Here is a 22,776-nt window from a genome sequence, read left to right as displayed (position 1 = left end):
TCAGGACCATGGGCAAGCGGAGGCCGTGGGTCGCACTCGCGACCTTCCTCATCGTGCAGGCCGTCCTCGGATGCTGGTGGGCGGCCTTCTACCCCGGCCTGTTCAGCCGCGACTCGGTCCTGTATCTCAGCCACACCGTCGTCGGGCCCTGGGTGAGCGACCACTCGGTGCTCTACGACTCGCTGCTGTGGCTGAGCTTCACCAAGACCGGTGACCTGGGCGCCGTCACGTTCGCGCAGACCGCCGCCATGGCGGCGGCGCTCACGTACCTGGCACAGTCCTTGAAGGCACTCGGCGCTCCCCGCCTGCCGACCACTCTCGTCGCGATGCTGATGCCGCTGGCGCCGCCCGTGGGCGCGTTCTCGGTGACGTTGTGGAAGGACGTGCCGTTCACGATCTGCGCGATCGCCATCGCCGGAGTGTGCGCGCGGATCGCGGCCAGGCGCGCTGTCACCGTGCCGGGGCTGGTCGGGCTCGGGGTGCTGTTCACGCTGCTCGGGCTGTTCCGTGCGAACGGCTTCCTCGTCGTGGGCGTCGCCGTCGTCGCGCTGCTGGTGATCGTCAAGACCATGCGCGTACGGCTGCTGCTGGCCGGCACCTTTGCCGCCGCCCTCCCGCTCGTGCTCACGAACCTGGTGTTTCCGCAGTTCGGCATCGTCGCCCCGTCCAAGACGTACGTGTACCACACGGCCTTCGGCGACATCGCGGTGGCGTACCGGGACCACCCCCAGCTGTTCACCGAACAGGACAAGGCGCTCATGACCTCCGTGGCGCCCCTGACGCGGTGGTGGGAGGGCGGCACCTGCTACACGATCAACCCGCTGATCTGGCGACGGGACTTCAGCTGGCAGCAGGCCGACGCGCACGCCTCCCAACTCCTCGACCTGTGGAAGCGGCTGCTGACCTCCGACCCCGGCATGATCGTGGACGCCCGCCTGTGCCGGGGGGCGATCGCGTGGAGGCCCGTGCAGGACGATCTCGCGATCGGGGGGATGACGTACCGGTTCTCGCGGCGGCCCAATGCCGACACCTACGTGGGGCCGAACAAGGTGCCCGACTTCCCCGGGCGGTGGGTCTACTCGCTGCGGCCACTGTCGTCGGAGCTGAACCGGGTGGCCGACCCCTGGCTGACCGACGCGCTGGCACCGCAGTACGACTGGCTGCTGTGGCGGGGCGCTCTGTGGGCGTACGTGTCCTATCTGGCCGTGGGGCTGGCGGCCTGGGCGCTCCGGAACCGGTACGTGCTGGGGGTGGCGGCCGTGGTGGCCGGGCAGCAGCTGGCCATCCTGGCCAACATCTCGGCGCAGGACTTCCGGTACATGGCCTCCCCCATCTTCATCGGGGTGCTGCTGGTGCCGCTGCTGCTGGGGAGTGTGGGGCGGCTGGCGGTCGCTTCCGTGCGACGGGTCGGGCGCGCGCTGCGTCCCGTACCGGCGGACCCTGAGACGGTCGAGTCCTCAGAGGACTCACCCCGCTCACCGAGCCGTCCCGCAACCGACGACTCCCCATCGAGCGAGCCCGCGCGGGACGAGCCGGAGGCGCCTGGACACGGGCCCGGCTAGCACTCCAGTGACACTTTCGCGATCATGGTAGGGATCTGCGCTGGTAGTGGCAGCGTCGGGCCGTGGCTTGGTGGCGGCGGCGCCAGTCCGACCGGCGCAGGATGGCCGTGACCGTGTGAGCTGCTGTGGTCAGCACACCAGCCGTGATCAATCCGTAATCAACCCCAGAACCGCGAAACCCGAGACGTTCGGACAGGGAGCCGCGCGCACCGTCCCTTTGCCCTGGACAGATGACTCGCCTCGGCTGCCAACCCGGGCTCAAGGGTTCAGTCCAAGTGGCTGACGTTACGACCAGCGCAGATGAGCCGCAGCGATAGAAGGGGGTCAGGAATGCCAGGCTCAGGCGGCGACCGCGAGGGCGTTCAAGGAGTGGACTTCGGCGTGGGCGAACGCCGGTAGTTCGAACCAGATGGCCTTGCCGCGGCGCGTGCGGACACTGCCCCAGGAGCCGGAGAGCGCGTCGACCAGGAACAGTCCGCGTCCGCGCTCGGCATCCACATCGACGGTGTGCATGGTCGGCAGTTCGGGGTTGGCGTCCTCGACCTCGCAACGCAGCAGGCCGTCCTCGGCGAAGAAGCTGAGGCGGACCTGTCCGTACGCGTGATCCAGCGCGTTGGCGACCAACTCGCTGACGAGCAGTTCAGCGACCTCCACCTGCTCTTCGAAGCCCCAGTCGGCGAGCTTCTCACGCGTCAGCCGGCGCGCACCGCGCACCGAGCCGAGGTCAGGCGACAGCCACCACGAGGCCGTCCGACACGTCTGCGAGCGACGGCCGGTCACCGCGGTCGAGATCCTGCTCCACAAAACCCTGTTCATTGCCCTACATCCCGAGTGGCAGCTGAGGCGCTGCCCGTCCGGTTCCCCCCGGTCCTCTCTTCAAGTGAGCCTGGATTTGCTCACACCACGAGAATGCCTCAGCGCGCCACCCGGAGGTGAGGTGAGAAATCCCTATATAGGTACCTAATCCGGACTACGTAGGTACCTAGCTCAGGGACGCCAGTGCAAGGTGGGGCTGTGGGTGCCGGTTTGACCTGCTCCCCGCCCTGAAGGGACGGGGATTCCCGTGCCGCTATGCGGCAGCTCGTGCCGCTTGCGCGGCCCGTGCTGTGGAACGAGGTGCTTGACGTTTCGCGGACCCGGGTGGGTCTCCACGCCCTGAGACGACCAGCCCGGCCGCCTGTCCTTTGGTCTTGGTGTTCCTCGCCCCGACGATGTCGGCGTGCTCGGTGTGCCCGCAAGAAGTGCAGGAGAAGATCGCTCGGCCCTTGCGGCTCTTCTCGTCCACCTTCCCGCACGCAGGTTCCGGGCACGTCTGGGACGTGTACGCGGGGTTGATCTTATGGATGGCGCACGGTTGTACGACCCGCGTCTGGCGCCGGGTTCAATCCTGGAATGTGGATAAATACGCATTCGGGCTGGTCAGGAGTGGCCCGGCCGCCCCCTTCTGGCTGGGATCCACGCGGGATTGCTCGGCCGGCGATTTCGTCGACATCCGTCAGGTCCCCGCTGGCAGCCGCAAGCGGGCGAGAACGAGGAGCTCATGAGCACCGTCGTCCGCTGCATCAACAGCGGAGAGAACTGCTGACGCCGAAACGCCCGGCGACCGGACACCACACCCTCCGCGGTGTGGTGTCGCGCGTGGATAGGCGACGTCGTCGAAGGCGGTATCGAACCTGGCCTGCGGGGAAGCAGGTGGGCATGGCTCGGAGAAGCGCGCCGGCGGGAACCCGCGACCGGTGACCGCCGATGGAGTACGACACGCTGGTGGAGGCCGCCCAGTGGGCCGGGGTGGAAGATCCGCGGCTGCTGGCCGCCATCGCCGCCACGCCACGTGACCGGTTCGTACCGCCACGCTATGCCTCACGGGCCCCGCACGACGAACCGATCCCGATCGGCCACGGCCAGCCCACCTCGCAGCCGTCCCTGATCGCGCAGATGATCGACGCCCTGCGGCTGTCGGGCACGGAGACGGTCCTGGAGATCGGCACCGGGTACGGCTACCAGACCGCCCTGCTGGCGCGCCTGGCCCGCCAGGTGTATTCGATGGAGCGCCACGCCGACCTGGCCGAGCACGCGCTGGCCAACCTCGCCGCAGCAGGGGTGGCCAACGCGGAGGTGGTGGTCGGCGACGGCACCGCCGGCCTCCCGGAACACGCGCCCTTCGACGCCATCGTCGTGTCCGCCACAGCCCAGACGGTGCCCGCCCCGCTCGCCGGACAACTGGCCGAGGGCGGGCGCCTGGTCATGCCGATCCAGGAGGACCTGAACGAGATCGTCACGCTCTTCGCCAAGCGGTACGGCCGCCTGGTCCAGGAGCGCCTGCTGACCCCTGCCCGTTTCGTCCCCCTGATCGGCGAGCACGCGGACGGCCCGGGCACGGAGCCGCCGGAACGCTAGGCGCCCGCGCGCCCGGATTCCCTCAGGAGGTCCCTGCGCCCGGCCCTCTCGGACGCCCCCTGCGCCCTACCCCCTTAGATGGTCAAGGAGGCGCCGTTGCGGCGGCCGGCCACGTGCGGGTCAGCGAGCGTCACCCTGAAGGCCCCGGCCACGTGCGGCGGTAGGCGCCCACCGTGCTCCGCCGTACAGGATGGAGTTTTTGCGCCGCGAACGGACCCGCACAAGATGGTCTGCGCCATGAACGAGCCGGCACATGGACGACGCCCGATCACTGACCCTTCTTGGCGCCCTCGGCGAGAGTGCCGCAGGTGAATCCCTTCTCCCGATCGGGCTGGAGCTGGATGTCGACCAGGATCGTGCTCTCCGAAAACTTCCGGAAGGTCTGCATCTTGTCGCAGTCGTAGAACGCGTAGCCGCCCTCGAACTCGCCCAGCAGCATCATCCAGCGCCCGTCGTAGAGCGTCTTGCCGCTACTGTCCTGGAGCCTGGCCCACTGGTCCTGGAAACCAAGAGTGTCGAGGAGGGTGTTGGACTGGCCGGTCTCCTGCACTTCCACCGCGCCGAAGACCATCTGGATGATGAGCAGGTATCCAAGCCCGACACCCGTGAAGGCGCCGATCATCACCTTCATGCCGGCGCGGCCCATCGACTTACGGCGCAGCAGACGGAAGGGCACCACGTAGGCCAGAACGCCCAGCGCGACCGCGAAGATGACGTCCCCGCTGTCCAGTGACTCTGACTCCCCGACTGACACGTACGAGAAGAAGCCCAGGTAGGACAGGCCGGCCCACACTCCGGCGATCACCGCGACGATCCATGGGCGTTCCCTGAGGGCCTTGAAGAGGCGCCCTGCCCGGCCCCGAGTGATCAGGTTGAGCAACCAGCCGAGTCCGACGAGGAAGCCAATGCCCGCGGCGAGGAGCAGTAGCAGCGGAAGCAGGGTGCCCAGGAGCCGTCCGAGCAGCACGGACTGGTCGAGCCCGGCCTGCTCGGGCGTGATGCCGAAGACGGCGTACATCTCCTGGAAGCCCATGTACAGCACCGCGTACAGCGTGACGCCGGCCGGAACCACCACCGAGCCGATCTTCTCGAGGACGTCAAGGATGCCGCCCTTGTCCGCTTCCTCTTCTCCTTCCGCCTCTTTGGCCGGGGCAGTGTCCTCCCTCTCCACCAAGGCCGAGTCAGGAGGAGTCGGACGATCTAACGGATAAGACTGATAAGTCATGATAAATCGGAATTCCTGTGTGTATGCCAAATACGCCTAAAAGCCGCATAATCGGACAAGTGGCGATCCCGCCAAGAGTAGGGGATGAAGCCTCCCCTAAGGCAACGCTTCAATTAACTTTCAACGAACTCCATGACCTTCCGGCCCACGTCACACGGCGCGGGCCCCCTCGCATGCCCCCTCCCCAAAAGGAACGATCATAATTTACTCCCACCGTTTCGGGACCCGTCCCGGAGTAAGCCCGGTAATGACGGCATTACGGATTCATTGGCTGCTACAGTTCCCAGCCAATCCGTCAGGTCTTCCCCTCGAAAGCCAGGCGGGAGTGTGCGCATGGCCGTTTCCCACAGTCGAGCCTCGTTTCGCTGATCGACGCGCTCATCCGCGTGAAACGCGGTCCAAAGACACGCCAGACTAGCGCCGGCCGATCCTGATCTTGGAGGGGGTCGGTGGCTCCGGCTCTACGACGGACACGGCCTGTCCCTGACAACAAGCGGCCCCGGTGGCGGGCGACAAGGCACTGGGCGCTCGGGGATATGGAGCCCTTGGCCGATCACCAGTCGTCTCCCGTGCCGGGGTTGGCCAAGGGCTCCGCTACTCGATGGTGCCCATCACCCTGAGTGTCAGTAACCGTATGCTCACCATCAACCGCGACCGGGGAGAGCAGCATGAGCGATGCCTTGATAGACCTGCTGAACGATGCCTTCGCTGACCGGCCCCTGCGGGTCGGCACGCGGAGTTCACCGATGGCCCTCCATCAGGCCAACGACGTACGCGACCGGATCCGCAAGCGCGTGCCAGATCTGGACGTTGAACTTGTGCCGATGACGACGAAGGCGGATCTATGGCCGGGGGATCTGGCCGAACTCGGCGGGAAAGGGCTCTTCACCAAGGAGATCGACCGGGCCCTGATGTCGGCACAGGTGGACATCACGGTGCACTGCATGAAGGACGTACCTGGCGATGTGCCGCTCCCGGAAGGGACCGCGTTCGGTGCCTACCTGGAACGCGAGGACGTACACGATGTCGTGGTCACGCGCGACGGCACACCCCTGGCTGACATCCCGGCGGGATCGATGATCGGCACGAGCAGCGTACGGCGGCGCGCTCAACTCCACATGTACCGGCCCGACCTGCGTACCGAACGCATCCGGGGCAACGTCAACAGTCGCCTGGCCAAGCTGGACGAAGATCCCACGTACACGGCGCTGATTCTCGCGCGGGCCGGGCTGGGCCGCATCGATGCGCTGGATCGCCATTACGAGGTCTTGCCGGTGGAGTTCCACCCGACAGATGGCGGGATCGTCAGCATGGTTCCCGCCGTGGGCGCAGGAGTGATCGGCATCCAAGCGCGCACCGCAGACAGCCCGATCATGCGGTTGCTGGATGAGCTGAACGACCCGGCGACGGCAGGCCACATCTTGGCCGAGCGGACGATGCTGCACATGTTGCGCGGGCACTGCAACAGCCCGATCGCAGGCCATGCCTCGACCACGGCGGACGGTCAGATGTCGCTGCATGGGATGGTGTTCAACCACGACGGCTCCAAGTTCGTCCGCTCGCACCTGTGGGGCGACCCTGGCGACCCGGCAACACTGGGTTCGCGTGTGGCATCCGACCTGCTGCATCAGGGAGCACGGCACCTGATCACCGCTACCCGCAAATGACGGACCACGCCGGCACAGAGGGCCACGTGAGCCATCAGGCGGGCGTCGCACAACGACCGGATTCCGCGCGTCATACACGCGGCGCGGACGGCGCCGGGGAACGACTGCTCGTGCGGATGCCGAAGGGCTGCGCGGCTTAACCCGTGTGCCCAGGAAAGGGAGTCACTCCCACTCGATGGTGCCGGGGGGCTTGCTGGTCACGTCGACCACCACGCGGTTGACCTCGCGGACCTCGTTGGTGATCCGGGTCGAGATGCGCGACAGCACGTCGTAGGGCACGCGCGCCCAGTCCGCCGTCATCGCGTCCTCCGACGTCACCGGACGCAGCACCACCGGGTGCCCGTACGTGCGCCCGTCCCCCTGCACGCCCACCGAGCGCACGTCCGCCAGCAGCACCACCGGGCACTGCCAGATCTGCCGGTCCAGCCCGGCCCGGGACAGCTCCTCGCGGGCGATCGCGTCGGCCTCGCGCAGCAGGTCGAGGCGCTCGCGCGTGACCTCGCCGATGATGCGGATGCCGAGGCCGGGGCCGGGGAACGGCTGGCGCCAGACCATGGCGGCCGGCAGCCCGAGCTCCTCGCCCGCCCGGCGGACCTCGTCCTTGAACAGCGCCCGCAACGGCTCCACCAGCTTGAACTGCAGGTCGTCGGGGAGGCCGCCGACGTTGTGGTGCGACTTGATGTTGGCGGTGCCGGTGCCGCCGCCCGACTCCACCACGTCGGGGTAGAGCGTGCCCTGGACCAGGAACTCGACCGGCCCGTCGGCCATGATGGCGCGCTGCTCGTCCTCGAAGACGCGGATGAACTCGCGGCCGATGATCTTCCGCTTCTCCTCCGGGTCGGTGACGCCCTCAAGGGCCTTGAGGAAGCGGTCGGCGGCGTCGACCACGCGGAGCTTCACGCCCGTGGCGGCCACGAAGTCGCGCTCGACCTGCTCGGCCTCGCCCTTGCGCAGCAGGCCGTGGTCGACGAAGACGCAGGTCAGCCGGTCGCCGATGGCCCGCTGAACGATCGCGCCCGCCACCGCGGAGTCGACGCCGCCCGACAGCGCGCAGATCGCGCGGCCGTCGCCGACCTGGCGGCGCACGGCCTCGATGGAGTCTTCGACGATGTTGAGCATGGTCCACGACGGGCGGCAGCCGGCCGCGTCGAGGAAGTGCTTGAGCACCGTGTGGCCGTGCTCGGAGTGGAGCACCTCGGGGTGGAACTGCACGCCGTAGAGGCCGCGCCCAGGATGCTCGAAGGCGGCGACCGGCGTCTCGCGCGTCGAGGCGGTCACCGTGAAGCCCGCGGGGGCGGCCGCGACGCTGTCGCCGTGTGACATCCAGACCGTCTGTGCGGCCGGCAGGCCGGCGAAGATGATGCCCTCGCTGAGCACCTCCAGCGCGGTGCCACCGTATTCGGCGACGCCCGTGCGGGCCACCTCGCCGCCCAGCGCCTGCGCCATGGCCTGGAAGCCGTAGCAGATGCCGAACGTGGGCACGCCCGTGTCGAACAGCCCGTGAGGCACCGGCGGCGCACCTTCGGCGTAGACCGAGGAGGGGCCGCCGGACAGGATGATCGCCTTGGGCTTCTTCGCCAACATCTCCTCGACAGGCATCGTCGAGGGCACGATCTCGGAGTAGACGTGGCACTCGCGTACGCGTCTGGCGATCAGCTGCGCGTATTGTGCGCCGAAGTCGACCACCAGCACTGTGTCGAATTCAGACACCGTGAGAAACCCCCCAAAGGCGAAATGCGGTAACCACAGTCTATCGGCCCTGTGCATTACACCTGGCCTGCCAACGACACTCGTGCTAACACAGAACGATGGATCTTGCCTGGCCGGTGACCGCGTGGGCCCTGTGGGTGACCGCGCTGGCCGCCGCCTTCAAGGTGTCCAGCCGCGAACGGCCCCAGGAGGCGCCCCGGTACGAGGCGCCCGCGCCCGTGGTCGAGCTTTTACGCGGGATGCGGTCTCAGGACGTGTTCCAAGCGGCGCTGTTCGACCTGGCGGGCCGCGGGTGGGTGACGATCGAGGGCGACCGCCTCTCATCGGCGCCCCCGGGGCAGGCGCCGCTCCGGCCATATGAGCGATGGGTCCTGGAACGGGTGGCCGCCCGGCTGGGAAGTAAGCCGTATGCGCCGGTGATAGCGCTCATGCCCGAAGGTTCCGATCTGGACAGCGACCTCGTCCCGCTCGTCCGGCAGACAGCCATCGAGCTCGGGCTGGCGCGGAGGCGCTGGCAGACCATGATCGTGCCGCTGCTGCTGGCCATGGGGCTCGTGATCCCCTGGTACGCCACCATTTCGGCGGCCGGGCTCTCGTGGCCGGGGATGATCGCGACAATGGTGTCCTTCGTGGCCGGGGGAAGCCTGCTCATGGCCGGAAGGGGTTTCCTGCCGACCGAGGCCGGGCGGGAGATCGCCGGGTCCGATCGCGCGCCGCTGGACCCGCGGCAGCAGTGGATCTACACCGGCAGCGGCTGGCGCGGCGTCGAGATCGAGCCGCCCGGTTCCTCCGCTCCCGTCCCCAAACGGCAGGAGGTCTCCGGTTACATCGTCAAGCGCTGGGCCGTCACCGACATGGACCCCGACTCGATGAGCAGCAGGCGCGCCTACTACGTCGCCCTCCATGACGGCAGCTCGGAAAAGGCCACGTCATATCTGGTCAAAGAGGGTGTCTACCATGACGTGCTGCCGGGCGACTTCGTCCGGGTGCTGGTCAAGCCGCGCAGCGGCAGGGTGGTGCGGATGCTCGGCCACGAACGTCACTGGTAGGGCGGCAGGTTGCCGGTGAGCAGGGTCTCGGTCTGCTGCCGCAGCCAGTCGGCGTACCTGGGATCGGTCAGCACCAGGAACCGCTCCTCCCGGATGGCCTCCATGACCAGGTCGGCCACCTGGGACGGCTCGATGCCACGCTCCGCCGCCCTGCTGACGGACTCCTGAACCGCCACCTCGTCCTGGGTGGGGGTGTTGACCAGGGTGCGAGGGCGCAGGCGGGCGGAGTCGGCGATGCGCGTCCTGACCGCGCCGGGGCAGAGCGCGGTCACGCGGAGCTTGGAGCCCGTGGCGGCCAGGTCTTCGGCGAGGGCCTGGGACGCTGCCAGGGCGGCGTGCTTGGTGACCGCGTACCCGCCGGCCCCGGGCGTGGCGAACAGCCCGGCCACGGACACCGTGTTGACGATGTGCCCCTCGGTGTCCTGCTCGATCATGCGCGGCACGAACTCTCGGATGGCGTGCAGCACGCCCCACAGGTTCACGCCGAGCAGCCAGGCGAAGTCCTCCTCGCCCCGGGTCCACATGTGGCCGCCCTGGAAGACGCCGGCGTTGTTGCAGAGCACGTGCACGGCGCCGAACTCGCCGAAGCAGCGGTTGGCCAGGTGTTGTACGGCCGCCGCGTCGGAGACGTCGGTGACCTGCGTGAGCACCTTGCCGTCGCCCGCCTGGGCGGCCGTCTCCGCGAGGCCGCCGGGATCGACGTCGGCGAGCATCAGCGTCATGCCCTCGGCCGCGAACCTGAGCGCCAGCGCCCGCCCGATTCCGCTGGCCGCGCCGGTCACCACGGCGATCTTTCCGGAGAGCTCCCGCACAGGCCCAACCTCCTCGCTCGCGCCCGACGCTACCGGAGGTGTCGTCGCCGCCCTAGAGCACGCTCTGGAGAATGCGTCCCCCACCGTGTGGGATCAACACCCCCTCCGCACTTGGGCTGAGGTCTCTTTTGGGGAGGGAGGGAGGCGGGCACCCCCACTGAGCAGCACTCCCTCCGCACTTCGGGGAGGGGAGGGAGGCGGCGCCCCCACTGGCCGACGCGCCCTCCCCCGCTCCCGGCGGTTCTAGAGGATGCGGTCGATCAGGCCGAGGGGCGGGGAACCGAGGTCGAGCAGGGCCTTGTGGAAGCGCTGCAGGGTGAAGCCCGCGCCCCACTCCTTGCGCGCCCGCTCCCGCAGGTCGAGGATGAGCAGCTTGCCCCAGGTGTAACGCCCGTACGTCGGGTCGAACGACGCCCGCCTGGCCTCCGACAGCGCCGCGGGCCCCGCCAGATGCGTGTCGGACTCGAAACGCCTGGCCCCCTCCTCGACCGTCATCTGCCCGGTGTGCACGCCGATCGCGCAGGCGAGCCGGGTGACGCGGATCAGCGCCTCCACCCACACCCCGATCTCGAACCGCGGGTCGTCCGCCTCGAAGCCCTCCTCCACGCACAGCTCCTCGGCGTAATGGGCCCATCCCTCGATGAACGCCATCGACTGCAGCAGCCTGCGCACGTCCGACTTCGCCCGCCGCAGCGCGCGGGCGTGCGAGAAGTGCCCGGGCGCGACCTCGTGCACGTTGATCGCCGGCAGCGTCGTACGGCTGAAGACCTCCAGCCACTCCTCCTGGTCCCGCTCCGGCCACGACGGCTCCGGCGGCGTGATGTAGTACCAGGACGGGCCCTCGGGCTCGCCGGGCGAGTTCCACGCCATCATGGCCATCGCCCAGCGCCGCGACTCGGGCGCCAGCCCCACCTGGCATTCGCCGTCGTGGTAGGGCACAAGGTCCTTCTCGCGGGTGAACGCGATGGCCTTCTCCGTGCCGATCCGCGCCGCCTCGATCACGCCGTCCGCGTCGGGGTGGTCCTTGACCAGCTCACGTACGACGTCCAGCGGCGCCCTGCCCTTCTCCCCCAGCTTGGCGCAGGACTCGGCGAGCAGCGCCATCAGCCGGTCCCGCTCGGCGTCCGCCCGCTCGGCCAGCCTGCCCAGATCGACCGGCAGGCCCTCGGCCGTGCCCATGAGCCTGGCCAGCGCCTCACCGCCGAGCGCGGCGTCGGGGTCGCCCTCGGCCGCGGCCCGCTCGACGTGGGCCACGAGCCGTCCGTGGGCCTCGAGCGCGGCCTCGTCCGTGACCCCGGCGGCCAGCCCCTTGACCGCCGCGAGCAGGGACGTCGCGACGGGTGCCGGGACCTGGTCGAGCGAGGCGATCGCCTGGTCCACAGCCTCGGGCCAGAGCGCGAGGTGGGCCGCCTTGGCCGCGGCGCGCTCCTCCTCGGGGGCGTAGTCGCGGTCGTAGCAGGCGAGGTCGAGGTTCGAGAGGTGGATCAGCGGGTTCTTGCGATGCAGCTCCAACTCGCCGAACTGGGTACGCAGGCTCTCCTCGAACACCTGTAGGTGCTCGGCGTCATGCGCGTCCGCGGGCGCGGGCCCCTCGCCGAGCCGCGCCAGCCCGGATCGCACGCCCTCGGGTGAGAGGTCCTGGATCCGGCCGTCGTACTCGTGCCTGCCGCCGCCCTCGCGCGCCTCGGCCACGATCAGGTCGGTGATGGCTCGCAGCCTGGCGTCAAGTTCTGTCATGCGGCCGACGGTAGCGCACGCTTTCCACCCCGGATTATTCGCGCGCATACCGGTCGGCCGTAATGTGAGAATGATCCACATGGCTATCAAGATCACGACGCTCGCGGAGCGTCCGGAGTTCGCGCCGTCGTTGTTCGAGATGGACCATACGTGGCAGGAGTTCGTGCTGCAGGATCCGATCGCGGACCTGTTCTACCCCTTCGCCACCACGACCCATGCCGAGCACGTGCTGGTGGCCGAGGACGAGGCGGACCCCGGGCGGCTGGTGGCGCGCGGCAGCATGACCCCGTTCCTCCTGGAGGGCTCCGAGCTGCCCGACGACGGGTGGGACGGTGTGATCAGGTCCGGCTGGCTGGCCCGCGAACGCGGCAAGCGGCCCGACGGCATCTCCGCTCTGGAGATCAGCGTCCGCCGCGACCTGCAGGGGACGGGCCTCTCCTCGGTGATGCTGGCGGCCATGCGCGACCACGCCGCCCGCCTCGGCTACTCCGAGCTGGTGGCGCCCGTCAGGCCCAACAGGAAGCACCTCGAACCGCACACCCCCATGTCCGAGTACGCCTTCAGGACCCGCGCCGACGGCCTGCCCCATGACGCCTGGTTGCGGGTGCACGTGCGGGCGGGCGGGAAGATCGTCAAGGTGGCGCCCCGGTCGATGGTGGTGGCGGGCACGCTGGCGGAGTGGCGTGCGTGGACGGGCCTGCCGTTCGACCGCTCGGGCCCGCTGGAGGTGCCGGGCGCGCTCACCCCGGTGCACTGCGACGTGGAGCACGACCACGCGGTGTACGTGGAGCCGAACGTCTGGGTCACCCATCCCCTGAGCTGAGTGATGTCAGACGCCGGTACGGCTCCGCAGCTCGTCCGTGTACTGCCGGGCGTCCAGCCCTTTTCCGGCGGCCCACGCCTCATCGTGATATGTCGCCAGATGGCGGTCGGCGGCGTCTCCGAGCAGCGACACCACCGTGCCGGTCTCGCCCCTGGCCCGCATGCGCTCGACCAGCTCCAGCGCCGCCCAGAGCGCCGTGCCCGACGAACCGCCCACCGGCAGCCCCGTGACCTCCCTGATGTGCCTGGCCGCCGACACGCTCGCCGCGTCGGGCACAGGGATGACCAGGTCGACGAGGTCAGGCCGGAACCCGGGCTCCATGCGGGGCCGCCCGATGCCTTCGATCCGCGACGGCATCCCGGTCGCGTAGTCGGGCACGTCGAGGGTCCATCCCGGGAAATATGCCGAATTATCGGGATCCGCCACCGCGACCCGGCCTGGCACATCGTGGGCGCGGATCCAGCGGCCGAGCGTGGCGGACGTGGCGCCCGTGCCCGCCCCCGTCACCACCCAGTCGGGCCGCACCTGGGCGAACAGCTCCTCCCCCAGGTCGTGCTCGGCCGCGCGCCCGAACTGGTCGAGGAAATGGCCCGGGATCTCGCGTGCCCTGTCGTAGATCGCCAGCGGCGGCGTCACGAACCTGCACTCCCCGCCCAGCGCCTCCACCGCCCGGGCGCGCGCCTCGCTCCACTCGCCCGGCATGACCACGATGTACGGCAGCCCGAGCCGCCGGGCGAACCAGGCCTGCGCCACGGCCGCGTTGCCGCCCGTCGCCTCCACCACGGTCGTGCCCTCGGTGACCAGCCCGTCGAGGATCGCCCGGCGGAACAGCGCCCTGGCATGCCGGTGCCGCAGGCTCCCGGTGGGCTGCGCGGACTCGTCCTTCAGCAGCAGCCTGATCCCGGGTGCCTGCACCGGGAAGTCGATCAGCGGGGTGGGCTCCCCCGCCGCCAGCACGTCGAGCGCTCGCGCGTTCCAGCTCACCCCTTCACCCTGCCAGGCGTGGGCCGGAAGGGCTGCCCCGTTCGCCACGAGCCGAGCCACCGCCAATGGTTGAGACCAGCCCAACACCGGCGACCCGCCGCCCTCCGTCTACCACCCCGAACCTTCCGATCGAGCAGGCGCGGCGGGCGCGGGCTGCGGGTCAGGGGAGCTGTGTGCGCTCACCGGGAGCAAGCAGGCGCAGCCGGTCGCCGAACCCGGCGAACGCCTTCTCCACCGTCTCCCGCCCCTGCGTGAAGTGCGCCCAGTGCTCGAAGTGCAGCGGCACCACGTACCGGGCGCCCAGGATCTCGGCTGCCGCGACCGCGTCGTCGCTGGTCAGCGTCAGGTAGCCGTCCACCAGCGGCGTGCGGGCCCCGCCCGCGAACAGCAGCGCCACATCCACCGAGCCGACCCGCCCGGCGACCTCCCGCACGACGTCGAGCGAGGCGTTGTCCCCGCTCACGTAGACGGTCGGCAGCCCCTCGCCGCTGAGCACGAACCCGGTGACCTCGCCCACCAGGTGCTCGGTCCCGTCCGGCCCGTGCTGCGCCGGGACCCCGGTCACCTCGAGCCCGTCGCCCACCGTGACAGACGTCCAGTTGGGCAGCGCACGCACCGAGCCGCCCAGCCGCGAGGCCGCCGACCCCGTGGAAAGGATCAGCGGCACGGACGCCAGGTAGTCCCGTCCGGCCTTGTCGAGGTTGTCCGGGTGCTGGTCGTGCGAGAGCAGCACGGCGTCCACCGGCCCGAGCGAGGAGACCTCGACGGCAGGCCCCGAGGTCTTGGTGAGCGCCCTGTTCCCGATCGGGTAGTCGCCGGGCGCGTCGAACGTGGGGTCGGTCAGCAGACGCACCCCGCCGATCTCCAGGACCGCCGTCGGCCCTCCGACATAACGAATATCCATGGACACCACGGTATGACCGGTCATTTCGCCACGAGCCCGCGGATGACCCGCCACGTCGACCGGTGGCAAAGCGCGCGGAAGTCGGCCTCCTCCATCCCGATGCGCCCGCTCAGGTACTGCTGGACCAGCCCCTGCGCGCTCGACGTGACCGTCATCGCGGTCTCCAGCGGGTCGTCCTCGCGCAGCCATCCCGTACGCATGCCCTCCTCGACGAGCCCCGTGACGACGCTGAAGGGCGGGCCCTGACCGTCGCGGAAGTCCTCGGGGAAGCGCCGCGCTCCCGCCCAGGCCTCCAGGATCAGGAACTCGTACAGGTGCGGGCTTCCGAGCGCGAAGTCGAGGAAGTCGTCGAGGGCGGCCGAGATCCGCTCATCCCAGTCCCCCGAGGGAGAGCGCCGCGTCCACATCGCGGCCAGCTCTCCGGCGCTGCGGTCGGCGACGGCGCGCAGCAGGGCGTCCCTGTTCGGGTAGTGCCGGTAGATGGCCATGGCCGTGATGCCCACGGCGTCGCCCACACGCCGCATGCTGACCGCGCCGGCGCCCTCCTCCAGGAGGATCCGCTGCGCGACGGCCACGATGCGCCCGGCCGTGCCCTGATCGTTCATGTTTACAGCGTAGACGTCACTTCAGGCGGAGCCGCCGCATCGCTTTGAGCGTGGTGGCCAAGGTGGCGGCCCACTTCTCGTACGGCAGCCCGAAGGGCGGCTCGAAGCCCAGCCAGCCCGCCTGCGAGGCCACGGTCTTGGACTCGGTGTAACGCAGCAGGCCCTCCGCGCCGTGCCGGCGGCCCAGGCCGGACGCCTTCATGCCGCCCATGGGTGCGTCGTAGGAGGCGTAGGCGGAGGCGTACCCCTCGTTGATGTTGACCGTGCCGGCCTTGACGCGGGCGGCGAGCGCGCGGCCGCGCGGGAGGCTGGAGGTCCAGATGGAGGCGTTCAGGCCGTAGATGGTGTCGTTGGCCAGCTCGACCACCTCGTCGTCGGACGAGAACGGGTAGAGCGCGACCACCGGCCCGAACGTCTCGTTGCGGCACAGCTCCATGTCCTCGCCGACGCCGGTGAGCACGGTCGGCTCGTAGAACAGCGGGCCCAGGTCGGGCCTGGCCTTGCCGCCGGTCAGCAGGGTCGCGCCCTTGGCCAGGGCGTCGTCGACGTGGGCGCTGACCGTGTCGAGCTGGCGCTGCGAGGTGAGCGAGCCCATCTGCACCGACCAGTCATGCCCCGCGCCGAGTTTGAGGCCCCTGACCTGGGCGACGAAGCGCTCGGCGAACGCGTCGAAGACGGACGCGTGCACGTACAGGCGCTCGATGGACAGGCAGAGTTGCCCGGCGTTCGCGAAGCAGGCCCGGATGGCCCCATGCACGGCCATGTCCAGGTCCGCGTCGCCGAGCACTACCATCGGGTTCTTGCCGCCGAGCTCCAGCGAGCAGCCGATGAGCCGCTTGGCCGCCTCCTCGGCGATCTTCCTGCCGCCGCGCGTGGAGCCCGTGAACCCCACATAGTCGGCGTGGTCGAGCAGCGCGTCGCCGATCTCGGCCGGCTCGCCGAGCACCACCTGCCAGATCTCGCGTGGCATGCCCAGCTCGGCCAGCAGGTCGATGGTCCACAGTGTGGACAGGGCGGTCTGCGTGTCCGGCTTGTGCACGATCGCGTTGCCGGCCAGCAGCGCGGGCACCGCGTCGGTGACGCCGAGCGCGAGCGGGTAGTTCCACGGGGAGATCAGCGCGACCACGCCCTTGGGCCGGCGCAGCTCCGCCACCCGGGTGGCGACGGGGAAGATGCCCTTGCGGGCGCGCGGGGCGAGCAGGCCGGGCGCCCGGCGGGCGTAGTAGAGGCTGCAGCCCGCGACGTCGAGCACCTCCTCGAAGGCGTGCTTGCGGGCCTTGCCGGTCTCGTTCTGGACGATGTCGAGGATCTCGTCCCTACGGTCGAGAATCGCGTCGTGCAGCAGCAGGAACGGCTTAGCCCGCTCCGCCGCGGGCCTGCGCGCCCACTCGGCCTGGGCCGCCCGGGCCTTCTCGTACGCCCTGCGGACGTCGTCGACGTCCGATACGGGCAGCTCGACGAGGGCTTCGCCGGTAAATGGGGCGATGATGTGCCGTGTCCTACCGCTGGACGTCACGTGCATGCCAGAAGGATATTCCGCCTGGCTACCGGCGGGTAGTTTTTGCGGATGCGCGGCATAGGGCCAGAATCCCTTCATGGCATCCTTCGCTCCGCTACGCCCCGGAGATCCACAGCGGTTAGGGGGCCTGGATCTCCTCGGCCGGCTTGGCGAGGGCGGTCAAGGCGTCGTCTACCTCGCCAAAGGCCACAATGACTCGCGCGTGGCCGTCAAGTGGCTGCGGCCCGACCTGTCGGGCGACCAGGTGAGCGTCGAGAGGTTCCTGCGCGAGGTCCAGGTGGCCCAGCAGGTGGCGCCGTTCTGCACCGCGGCGGTCCTCGGCACCGGGGTCGAGCAGGATCGGCCGTACATCGTCAGCGAGTTCATCGAGGGCCCCTCGTTGCACCGGGTCGTGCAGGAGGAGGGGCCACGCACGGGTTCGGTCCTGCACCGGCTGGCCATCGGCACCGCCACCGCGCTGGCCGCGATCCACCAGGCCGGGATCGTGCACCGCGACTTCAAGCCGGCCAACGTGATCATCGGCGCCGACGGGCCCAGGGTGATCGACTTCGGCATCGCGCGGGCTCTGAACGCCACCGCGACGATCAGCAGCATGGTCGTGGGCACGCCGGCGTACATGTCGCCCGAGCAGATCATGGGTCATACGGTCGGGCCGGCCTCCGACATGTTCGCGTGGGCCAGCACGATGATCTTCGCCGCCTCCGGTCAGGCGCCGTTCGGCAGCGACACGATGCCCGCGGTGATCAACCGCGTCCTCAACCACCATCCCGACCTGGGCGTGCTGGACGGTCAGCTGCGTGACGTGGCGGCCGCGTGCCTGGCCAAGGACCCGGCGCAGCGGCCGACGGCCGAGCAGGTCATCATGCGGCTGCTGCGGCACCCCGCGCCCGGCTCCGCACCGGCGTCCGCGCCGGACCCGGGCATCCTCGCGCAGGCCGCCGCCGAGGCCGCCCCCACGCCTGCGCCCGCCTCCCCCTTCGCATCGCCGTCGGGGCCGTACACGGGTCCGCCGTCAGGGTCGGCCCCGCAGGGCCCGCCGTCCGGCCCTGCCCCGTACTCGGGCCCGGTCCCGCACACGGGCTCCGTCGCCCCGTCTCCCCAGCAGTCGTGGCCTCCTCCGGGCCCTTACGGGCAGCAGCCCACCCATCCGAGCTGGGTGGACCAGTCGCGCCCGCCGCAGAGGAAGAGCAGGGCCCCGCTCATCGCCGGCATCACGGTGGCGGTCGCGCTGCTGATCCTGGCCGGCGTGGTCGTGATCATCCAGGTCGACAAGCGCTCACTGGCCGGCCCCGCCGAAACCCCGACGCCCGGCCCGGCCAGGTCCAAGACGACCACCAGCCGGCCCCCCAGCCAGTCGCCCGTGCCGACGACGGGCGACAGGTTGTCGATCCCCGGCGCGGACGACATGTTCCTCTTCGAGAACCCGCACGACGCGGTCGTCCTGACGTCGTACGAGGTCTACGACAAGAAGAAGGACGACTGGATCGACTACGCCAGAACCTCGCTGCACGGCACGTACACGAAGTACGCCGCCAACTGGGAGTCCATGGTCTCCCCTGACGGCCGCTACCTCGCCACCAGGGGCAGGAGCTACAGCTCGGACGACTTCGACTTCCTCGTCATCACCGACAGGCAGTCCGGCGAGCATACGACGATCAAGACCGTCAAGGACCCGCTGATCAGCAGCATCAGGGCCTGGTCGAAGGACGGCTCCAAGATCCTGCTCAACACCGAGAAGAAGAGCGGCAAGGACTGGCTCTACCTCGGGTTCGTGCTGGTCGACGTGGCCAAGAAACAAGCCACCACGGTCAGCGTCTCCGACACCTCAGTGCGCCAGACGGCCTTCGGCTTCGACGGCGACGACGAGGGCACGGTGAACGTCTACGGCGACGAGAAGAACCGCAGCCTGCGCTTCTTCAACGCCGAAGGCAAGGCCACGCGCTCCGCGACGAGCATCGGCACGCTGTCCGCCGGCACGCAGGACATCTTCTCGCCCTCGGGCAAGAGGTTCGTCACCAACTGCCCCAACGGCGGCGACGGTGACCACTGCATCTGGGACTCCACCTCGGGCGATCGCATGCGCAAGTTCTCCTCCGACTGCGACAAGGTCCTCGGCTTCTACGACGAGACCCACCTCTACTGCTGGGAGCAGGACAACAGCGCCAACGACGAGATCCAGGTCGTCGACTTCAACGGAAAGCTGGTGCGCAAGCTGGTGGAGGTGCCCGACGAGGTCGACTTCAGCCCGGTCTTCACTGTCAACCCCAACAAGGGCTCCTGAACCATCCGGCCGGGACAGCCGTCAATGAGGGCATGAAGACGCTGATCCGTACGGCCGCGACCGCCGCGGCGCTCGCGACGGTAACGGTCGCCTGCACCTCAACGGCCGGAGGACCGCCTCCGAGGCTGAAGACGAGCCCGCTCGGCGCGATCCGCCTTGTGGCCTACTCCAGTTGCGACGACCTGCTGTCCGGGCTGCGCGAGCACGCCGCCCAGAATGTCTCCGCGTACGGCTTCGGCAACATCCTGCCCTTCGCGGCCCTGGCGGAGGACGCCCGCTCGGCCATCCCCAACGCGAAGACGGACGCCCCCGAGCACTCCACGACGAACGTGCACGAAGCCGGCGTGGACGAGCCCGACGTGGTCAAGACCGACGGCAACCGGGTCATCACCGTCTCGAACGGCATCCTGCGGATCATCGACACGGCTACCCGGAAGGTCACCGGAGCGCTCAAGCTGACGGAGGGCGACCAGCCCGGCCCGCCCGCCGACCTGCTGGTCTCCGGCGACCGCGCGCTGGTGCTGATGCGCGGCGGCGACATCATGTACAAGGCGAGGGACTTCGTCCGGCCAGGCGAGACGAAATACGTGCTGGTCGACCTCTCGGGGCAGCCCAAGGTGCTGAGCACGATCAAGCCGCAGGGATCGTACGTGGACGCCAGGATGGTCGGCTCCACGGTCAGGCTGGTCACCCGCAGTCAGCCGGACATCGCGTTCCCCGAGATCAAGGAGGACGCCTCGGAGGCCGAGCGCGTCAAGCGCAACCAGGAGGCGGTCCGCAAGGCCCCGGCCGACGCCTGGCTCCCCAAGATCGAGATCACGGACGCGTCAGGGACCGTCAAGAAGGACTCCGTGAAGTGCGAGCGGATCAGCCACCCCGCCGACTACACCGGCACGTCGCTGCTCACCGTGCACACCATCGACCTCGCGCAGGGCGTCACCGCGGCCGGCACCGACCCGATCGGCCTCGCGGCTGACGGCGACACCGTGTACGGCACCGGCGGCAGCCTCTACGTGGCCAGCAACCCGCGCTGGTGGATGCCGGTGCTCCGGCCGGTGGAGGACACCCCGGCGACCACGCAGACCTCGGCGGGCGTCGCCCCGGCCGAAGAGCCCACGCCCACGGAGCCCAGGCCCAGCACGGACCCCGCGCCCACGGATTCCCCGCGCACGGATGCCCCGGCACCCACGTCCGCCTCTTCTGAGCCCACGGTGTCCGCTCTTCCCGAGCCCACACCGACGGTCCCGCCGGAGGAGACGGAGGTCCACCGGTTCGACATCTCCTCGCCCGGCGCGCCCTCCTACGTGGCGTCGGGCAAGGTCCCCGGGCGGCTGCTGAACCAGTACTCGCTGTCGGAGTACGACGGCCACCTCCGCGTCGCGACCACGCTCACCTCTCAGGACGGCCAGAGCAGCTCCAGCGCCGTGTACGTGCTCAAGTCCGACACCATGGCCAAGACAGGCGAGGTCGGCGGTCTCGGCGAGGGCGAGCGCATCTACTCCGTCAGGTTCATCGGCCCGGTGGGCTACTGCGTCACGTTCAAGCAGGTGGACCCGCTCTACACGCTGGACCTGCGTGACCCGGCGGCGCCCAAGGTGACGGGCGAGCTGAAGATCACCGGCTACTCCGCGTACCTGCACCCCGGCGCCGAGGGCCGGCTGATCGGCATCGGCCAGGAGGCCAGCGAGAAGGGCCGGACGCTGGGCACGCAGATCTCGCTGTTCGACGTGAGCGACCCGGCCAACCCGCGCAGGCTGTCGCAGCTGTTCCAGAAGGACTCGGGCTCGACGGCCGAGTGGGACCCGCACGCGTTCCTGTACTGGCCCAAGACCGGCCTGGCGGTGATTCCGCTGTTCCAGCAGACCGAGTCGGGTGCCATGGTGCTGAAGATCGACGACTCCGGCGTGTCGAAGCTCGGCATGATCAAGCATTCGGTGAACCAGGCCGGGATCGAGCGCGCGATGGTCATCGGCGACTCGCTCTGGACGCTCTCGTACGACGGCGTCCAGGTCAACGACGCCGCCACGCTGGCACAACAGGCCTGGATCTCGCTGCGTTAAGCAAGAAAAGGTGCTGATTTCGTACGAAATTGGCACCTTTCTCCATGGACAGCTCTTCACAGGTGATGAAAACTTTACTAACCATGTAATGTCGGATTGGTCGGGCTTGTCATCTCACAGGCCCCTCCACTCCCTTCATCAGGAAGGGCTCACGCTGCCATGCGACCACGCACCCCCCTGCTCGCATTGCTCGTCAGCGCGCTGGCGTTAACCATGACGCCGCTGCCCGTCTTCGCGGCGGCGCAAGAGGCTCAGGCCGCGCAGGAGACGTACATCGTCCAGCTCAAGCCCACGATGCGGGCGGCACCCCGCTCCGCCGCCCAGGACCAGGTGTCCCAGTACGGCGGCGAGCTCGTCGGCGTCTACGAGCACGCGTTCAAGGGCTACACCGCCCGCTTGAGCGCGACCGCCGCCGAGCGGCTCAAGCAGAACCCCAACGTGCTCAGCGTCGAGCCCGACGCCGTGGTGACGACATTCGCACAGACCACGCCCACGGGTGTCAGGCGCATCTTCGGCCCCAGCAACCCGAACCTGGACATCGACGGCGTCGATGACGTACGCATCGACGTGGACGTCGCGGTCGTCGACACCGGCGTGGACTACACCCACCCCGACCTGAACGTGGTCGCCCGCGCCAACTGCGTGACCGGCCTCTGCCTGAACAACTCAGGCACCGACGACAACGGCCACGGCTCACACGTCGCGGGCATCATCGGCGCCAAGGACAACACCGTCGGCTCGGTCGGCGTCGCACCCGGCGCCCGCATCCACGGCGTGAAGGTGCTCAACGCGGCAGGCTCCGGCACCCTGTCCGCCATCGCCGCCGGCATCGACTGGGTCGTGGCGCGCGCGTCCACCATCGAGGTCATCAACCTCAGCCTGGGCTGCAGCGGCTGCTCGAGCAGCGCCATCAGCAGCGCGATCACGAACGCCGTCAACGCCGGCATCGTGGTCGTCGTGGCCGCGGGCAACAGCCACGCGAACACGTCCTCGTTCTTCCCCGCCAACCACCCGGACGTGGTCACCGTCTCGGCGCTGACCGACAACGACGGCCTCGCCGGCGGCGCGGGAGGCAGCACGCTCTCGTGCCGCAGCGAGACCGACCAGGACGACACCTCGGCGTTCTACTCCAACTACGGCTCCACCGTCGAGATCACCGCACCCGGCACCTGCATCTACTCGACGTGGATGAACGGCGGCTACAACACGATCAGCGGCACCTCGATGGCCAGCCCCCACGTGGCGGGCGCGGCCGGCATCCTCACCTCGGGCACGCGCAAGCCGACGAACAGGGCGGGCGCGCTGGCCGTACGGAGCAAGCTGATCTCCACAGGCAACTCCAACTGGACCGACGACTCCGGCGACGGCGTCAAGGAGCCGCTGCTCGACGTGCACGACTCCACGCAGTACTAGAAGACCATCCTGGAAAGGGCGGTACGCG

18 protein-coding genes are annotated in these 22,776 nt (G+C 69.4%); 8 read left to right on the top strand and 10 right to left on the bottom strand.

All coding sequences use genetic code 11. The annotated features are described in order from the left end of the window. Window positions 1–8 precede the first annotated feature (8 nt). Window positions 9–1,562 carry a hypothetical protein gene (locus tag AB0J09_RS06600; protein WP_360686178.1) on the top strand — a complete coding sequence of 518 codons (1,554 nt, stop codon included), beginning with the start codon at window positions 9–11 and terminating at the stop codon, window positions 1,560–1,562. Window positions 1,563–1,901: 339 nt separating this feature from the next. Here the strand turns inward: AB0J09_RS06600 and AB0J09_RS06595 are convergent, their stop codons facing one another. Both AB0J09_RS06595 and AB0J09_RS06590 read right to left on the bottom strand, forming a co-directional pair. After that, on the bottom strand, window positions 1,902–2,378 hold the full coding sequence (locus AB0J09_RS06595; protein WP_360686175.1) for an ATP-binding protein: 477 nt from the start codon (window positions 2,376–2,378) through the stop codon (window positions 1,902–1,904). A gap of 253 nt (window positions 2,379–2,631) precedes the next feature. Further along, on the bottom strand, window positions 2,632–2,898 hold the full coding sequence (locus AB0J09_RS06590) for a zinc ribbon domain-containing protein (RefSeq protein WP_360686223.1): 267 nt from the start codon (window positions 2,896–2,898) through the stop codon (window positions 2,632–2,634). 410 nt (window positions 2,899–3,308) lie between these two features. On the opposite strand from AB0J09_RS06590, the gene AB0J09_RS06585 reads away from it, so the two are divergent. Further along, entirely contained in the window at window positions 3,309–3,959 is a 651-nt protein-coding gene (locus tag AB0J09_RS06585; RefSeq protein ID WP_360686172.1) for a protein-L-isoaspartate(D-aspartate) O-methyltransferase, read from the top strand. Window positions 3,960–4,227: 268 nt separating this feature from the next. Here the strand turns inward: AB0J09_RS06585 and AB0J09_RS06580 are convergent, their stop codons facing one another. Beyond that, entirely contained in the window at window positions 4,228–5,130 is a 903-nt protein-coding gene (locus AB0J09_RS06580; RefSeq protein ID WP_360686169.1) for a hypothetical protein, read from the bottom strand. A gap of 722 nt (window positions 5,131–5,852) precedes the next feature. On the opposite strand from AB0J09_RS06580, the gene hemC reads away from it, so the two are divergent. Then, window positions 5,853–6,851, top strand: a complete 999-nt coding sequence (gene hemC, locus AB0J09_RS06575) for a hydroxymethylbilane synthase (protein ID WP_360686166.1) — start codon at window positions 5,853–5,855, stop codon at window positions 6,849–6,851. Window positions 6,852–7,013: 162 nt separating this feature from the next. On the opposite strand, the gene guaA is transcribed toward hemC, so the two are convergent. After that, the gene (guaA, locus tag AB0J09_RS06570) at window positions 7,014–8,618 is read right to left on the bottom strand and encodes a glutamine-hydrolyzing GMP synthase (protein WP_360686163.1); all 1,605 of its coding nucleotides are present in this window, start codon (window positions 8,616–8,618) and stop codon (window positions 7,014–7,016) included. Window positions 8,619–8,659: 41 nt separating this feature from the next. Between guaA and AB0J09_RS06565 the strand changes: the two genes are divergently transcribed. Continuing rightward, window positions 8,660–9,610, top strand: coding sequence for a hypothetical protein (locus tag AB0J09_RS06565; protein ID WP_360686160.1), 951 nt, complete (start codon window positions 8,660–8,662; stop codon window positions 9,608–9,610). Here AB0J09_RS06565 and AB0J09_RS06560 read toward each other — a convergent pair. Both AB0J09_RS06560 and AB0J09_RS06555 read right to left on the bottom strand, forming a co-directional pair. Beyond that, window positions 9,601–10,422: an SDR family NAD(P)-dependent oxidoreductase gene (locus tag AB0J09_RS06560; protein WP_360686157.1), complete on the bottom strand. Its 822-nt coding sequence runs from the start codon at window positions 10,420–10,422 to the stop codon at window positions 9,601–9,603. The genes AB0J09_RS06565 and AB0J09_RS06560 overlap by 10 nt on opposite strands. 243 nt (window positions 10,423–10,665) lie before the next feature. Continuing rightward, window positions 10,666–12,159, bottom strand: coding sequence for a DUF885 family protein (locus tag AB0J09_RS06555; RefSeq protein ID WP_360686155.1), 1,494 nt, complete (start codon window positions 12,157–12,159; stop codon window positions 10,666–10,668). 79 nt (window positions 12,160–12,238) lie between these two features. Between AB0J09_RS06555 and AB0J09_RS06550 the strand changes: the two genes are divergently transcribed. Beyond that, on the top strand, window positions 12,239–12,982 hold the full coding sequence (locus tag AB0J09_RS06550) for an N-acetyltransferase (protein WP_360686152.1): 744 nt from the start codon (window positions 12,239–12,241) through the stop codon (window positions 12,980–12,982). 6 nt (window positions 12,983–12,988) lie between these two features. Here the strand turns inward: AB0J09_RS06550 and AB0J09_RS06545 are convergent, their stop codons facing one another. From AB0J09_RS06545 to AB0J09_RS06530, 4 genes are all read right to left on the bottom strand, one after another. Next, window positions 12,989–13,966: a pyridoxal-phosphate dependent enzyme gene (locus AB0J09_RS06545; RefSeq protein ID WP_360686149.1), complete on the bottom strand. Its 978-nt coding sequence runs from the start codon at window positions 13,964–13,966 to the stop codon at window positions 12,989–12,991. 160 nt (window positions 13,967–14,126) lie between these two features. Further along, complete coding sequence (locus AB0J09_RS06540) at window positions 14,127–14,870, bottom strand: MBL fold metallo-hydrolase (RefSeq protein ID WP_360686146.1); 744 nt, start codon at window positions 14,868–14,870, stop codon at window positions 14,127–14,129. 20 nt (window positions 14,871–14,890) lie between these two features. Further along, window positions 14,891–15,475: a TetR/AcrR family transcriptional regulator gene (locus AB0J09_RS06535; RefSeq protein ID WP_360686143.1), complete on the bottom strand. Its 585-nt coding sequence runs from the start codon at window positions 15,473–15,475 to the stop codon at window positions 14,891–14,893. A gap of 16 nt (window positions 15,476–15,491) precedes the next feature. Further along, window positions 15,492–16,997 carry a succinic semialdehyde dehydrogenase gene (locus tag AB0J09_RS06530; protein ID WP_360686141.1) on the bottom strand — a complete coding sequence of 502 codons (1,506 nt, stop codon included), beginning with the start codon at window positions 16,995–16,997 and terminating at the stop codon, window positions 15,492–15,494. A gap of 73 nt (window positions 16,998–17,070) precedes the next feature. Here AB0J09_RS06530 and AB0J09_RS06525 point away from each other — a divergent pair, with 73 nt between their 5' ends. The 3 genes from AB0J09_RS06525 (at window position 17,071) to AB0J09_RS06515 (ending at window position 22,748) form a co-directional block, all read left to right on the top strand. Then, window positions 17,071–19,275, top strand: a complete 2,205-nt coding sequence (locus tag AB0J09_RS06525) for a protein kinase (protein ID WP_360686138.1) — start codon at window positions 17,071–17,073, stop codon at window positions 19,273–19,275. 32 nt (window positions 19,276–19,307) lie between these two features. Further along, entirely contained in the window at window positions 19,308–21,335 is a 2,028-nt protein-coding gene (locus AB0J09_RS06520; RefSeq protein ID WP_360686135.1) for a beta-propeller domain-containing protein, read from the top strand. 159 nt (window positions 21,336–21,494) lie between these two features. Continuing rightward, window positions 21,495–22,748, top strand: a complete 1,254-nt coding sequence (locus tag AB0J09_RS06515; RefSeq protein ID WP_360686132.1) for a S8 family serine peptidase — start codon at window positions 21,495–21,497, stop codon at window positions 22,746–22,748. Window positions 22,749–22,776 lie beyond the last annotated feature (28 nt).

Origin of the sequence: Nonomuraea sp. NPDC049784, from assembly GCF_040659615.1 — a bacterium.
Classification (GTDB): domain Bacteria; phylum Actinomycetota; class Actinomycetes; order Streptosporangiales; family Streptosporangiaceae; genus Nonomuraea.
The sequence above is the reverse complement of the archived record's forward strand: the minus strand, read 5'-3'. Positions and strand labels throughout refer to the sequence as shown.

Bases quoted from the DNA above. Each gene is read 5' to 3' on its own strand.
- AB0J09_RS06600 (WP_360686178.1), top strand. From the start codon at position 9: ATGGGCAAGCGGAGGCCGTGGGTCGCACTCGCGACCTTCCTCATCGTG.
- AB0J09_RS06595 (WP_360686175.1), bottom strand. From the start codon at position 2,378: ATGAACAGGGTTTTGTGGAGCAGGATCTCGACCGCGGTGACCGGCCGT.
- AB0J09_RS06585 (WP_360686172.1), top strand. From the start codon at position 3,309: ATGGAGTACGACACGCTGGTGGAGGCCGCCCAGTGGGCCGGGGTGGAA.
- hemC (WP_360686166.1), top strand. From the start codon at position 5,853: ATGAGCGATGCCTTGATAGACCTGCTGAACGATGCCTTCGCTGACCGG.
- guaA (WP_360686163.1), bottom strand. From the start codon at position 8,618: ATGCACAGGGCCGATAGACTGTGGTTACCGCATTTCGCCTTTGGGGGG.
- AB0J09_RS06565 (WP_360686160.1), top strand. From the start codon at position 8,660: ATGGATCTTGCCTGGCCGGTGACCGCGTGGGCCCTGTGGGTGACCGCG.
- AB0J09_RS06555 (WP_360686155.1), bottom strand. From the start codon at position 12,159: ATGACAGAACTTGACGCCAGGCTGCGAGCCATCACCGACCTGATCGTG.
- AB0J09_RS06550 (WP_360686152.1), top strand. From the start codon at position 12,239: ATGGCTATCAAGATCACGACGCTCGCGGAGCGTCCGGAGTTCGCGCCG.
- AB0J09_RS06540 (WP_360686146.1), bottom strand. From the start codon at position 14,870: ATGGATATTCGTTATGTCGGAGGGCCGACGGCGGTCCTGGAGATCGGC.
- AB0J09_RS06535 (WP_360686143.1), bottom strand. From the start codon at position 15,475: ATGAACGATCAGGGCACGGCCGGGCGCATCGTGGCCGTCGCGCAGCGG.
- AB0J09_RS06530 (WP_360686141.1), bottom strand. From the start codon at position 16,997: ATGCACGTGACGTCCAGCGGTAGGACACGGCACATCATCGCCCCATTT.
- AB0J09_RS06525 (WP_360686138.1), top strand. From the start codon at position 17,071: ATGGCATCCTTCGCTCCGCTACGCCCCGGAGATCCACAGCGGTTAGGG.
- AB0J09_RS06520 (WP_360686135.1), top strand. From the start codon at position 19,308: ATGAAGACGCTGATCCGTACGGCCGCGACCGCCGCGGCGCTCGCGACG.
- AB0J09_RS06515 (WP_360686132.1), top strand. From the start codon at position 21,495: ATGCGACCACGCACCCCCCTGCTCGCATTGCTCGTCAGCGCGCTGGCG.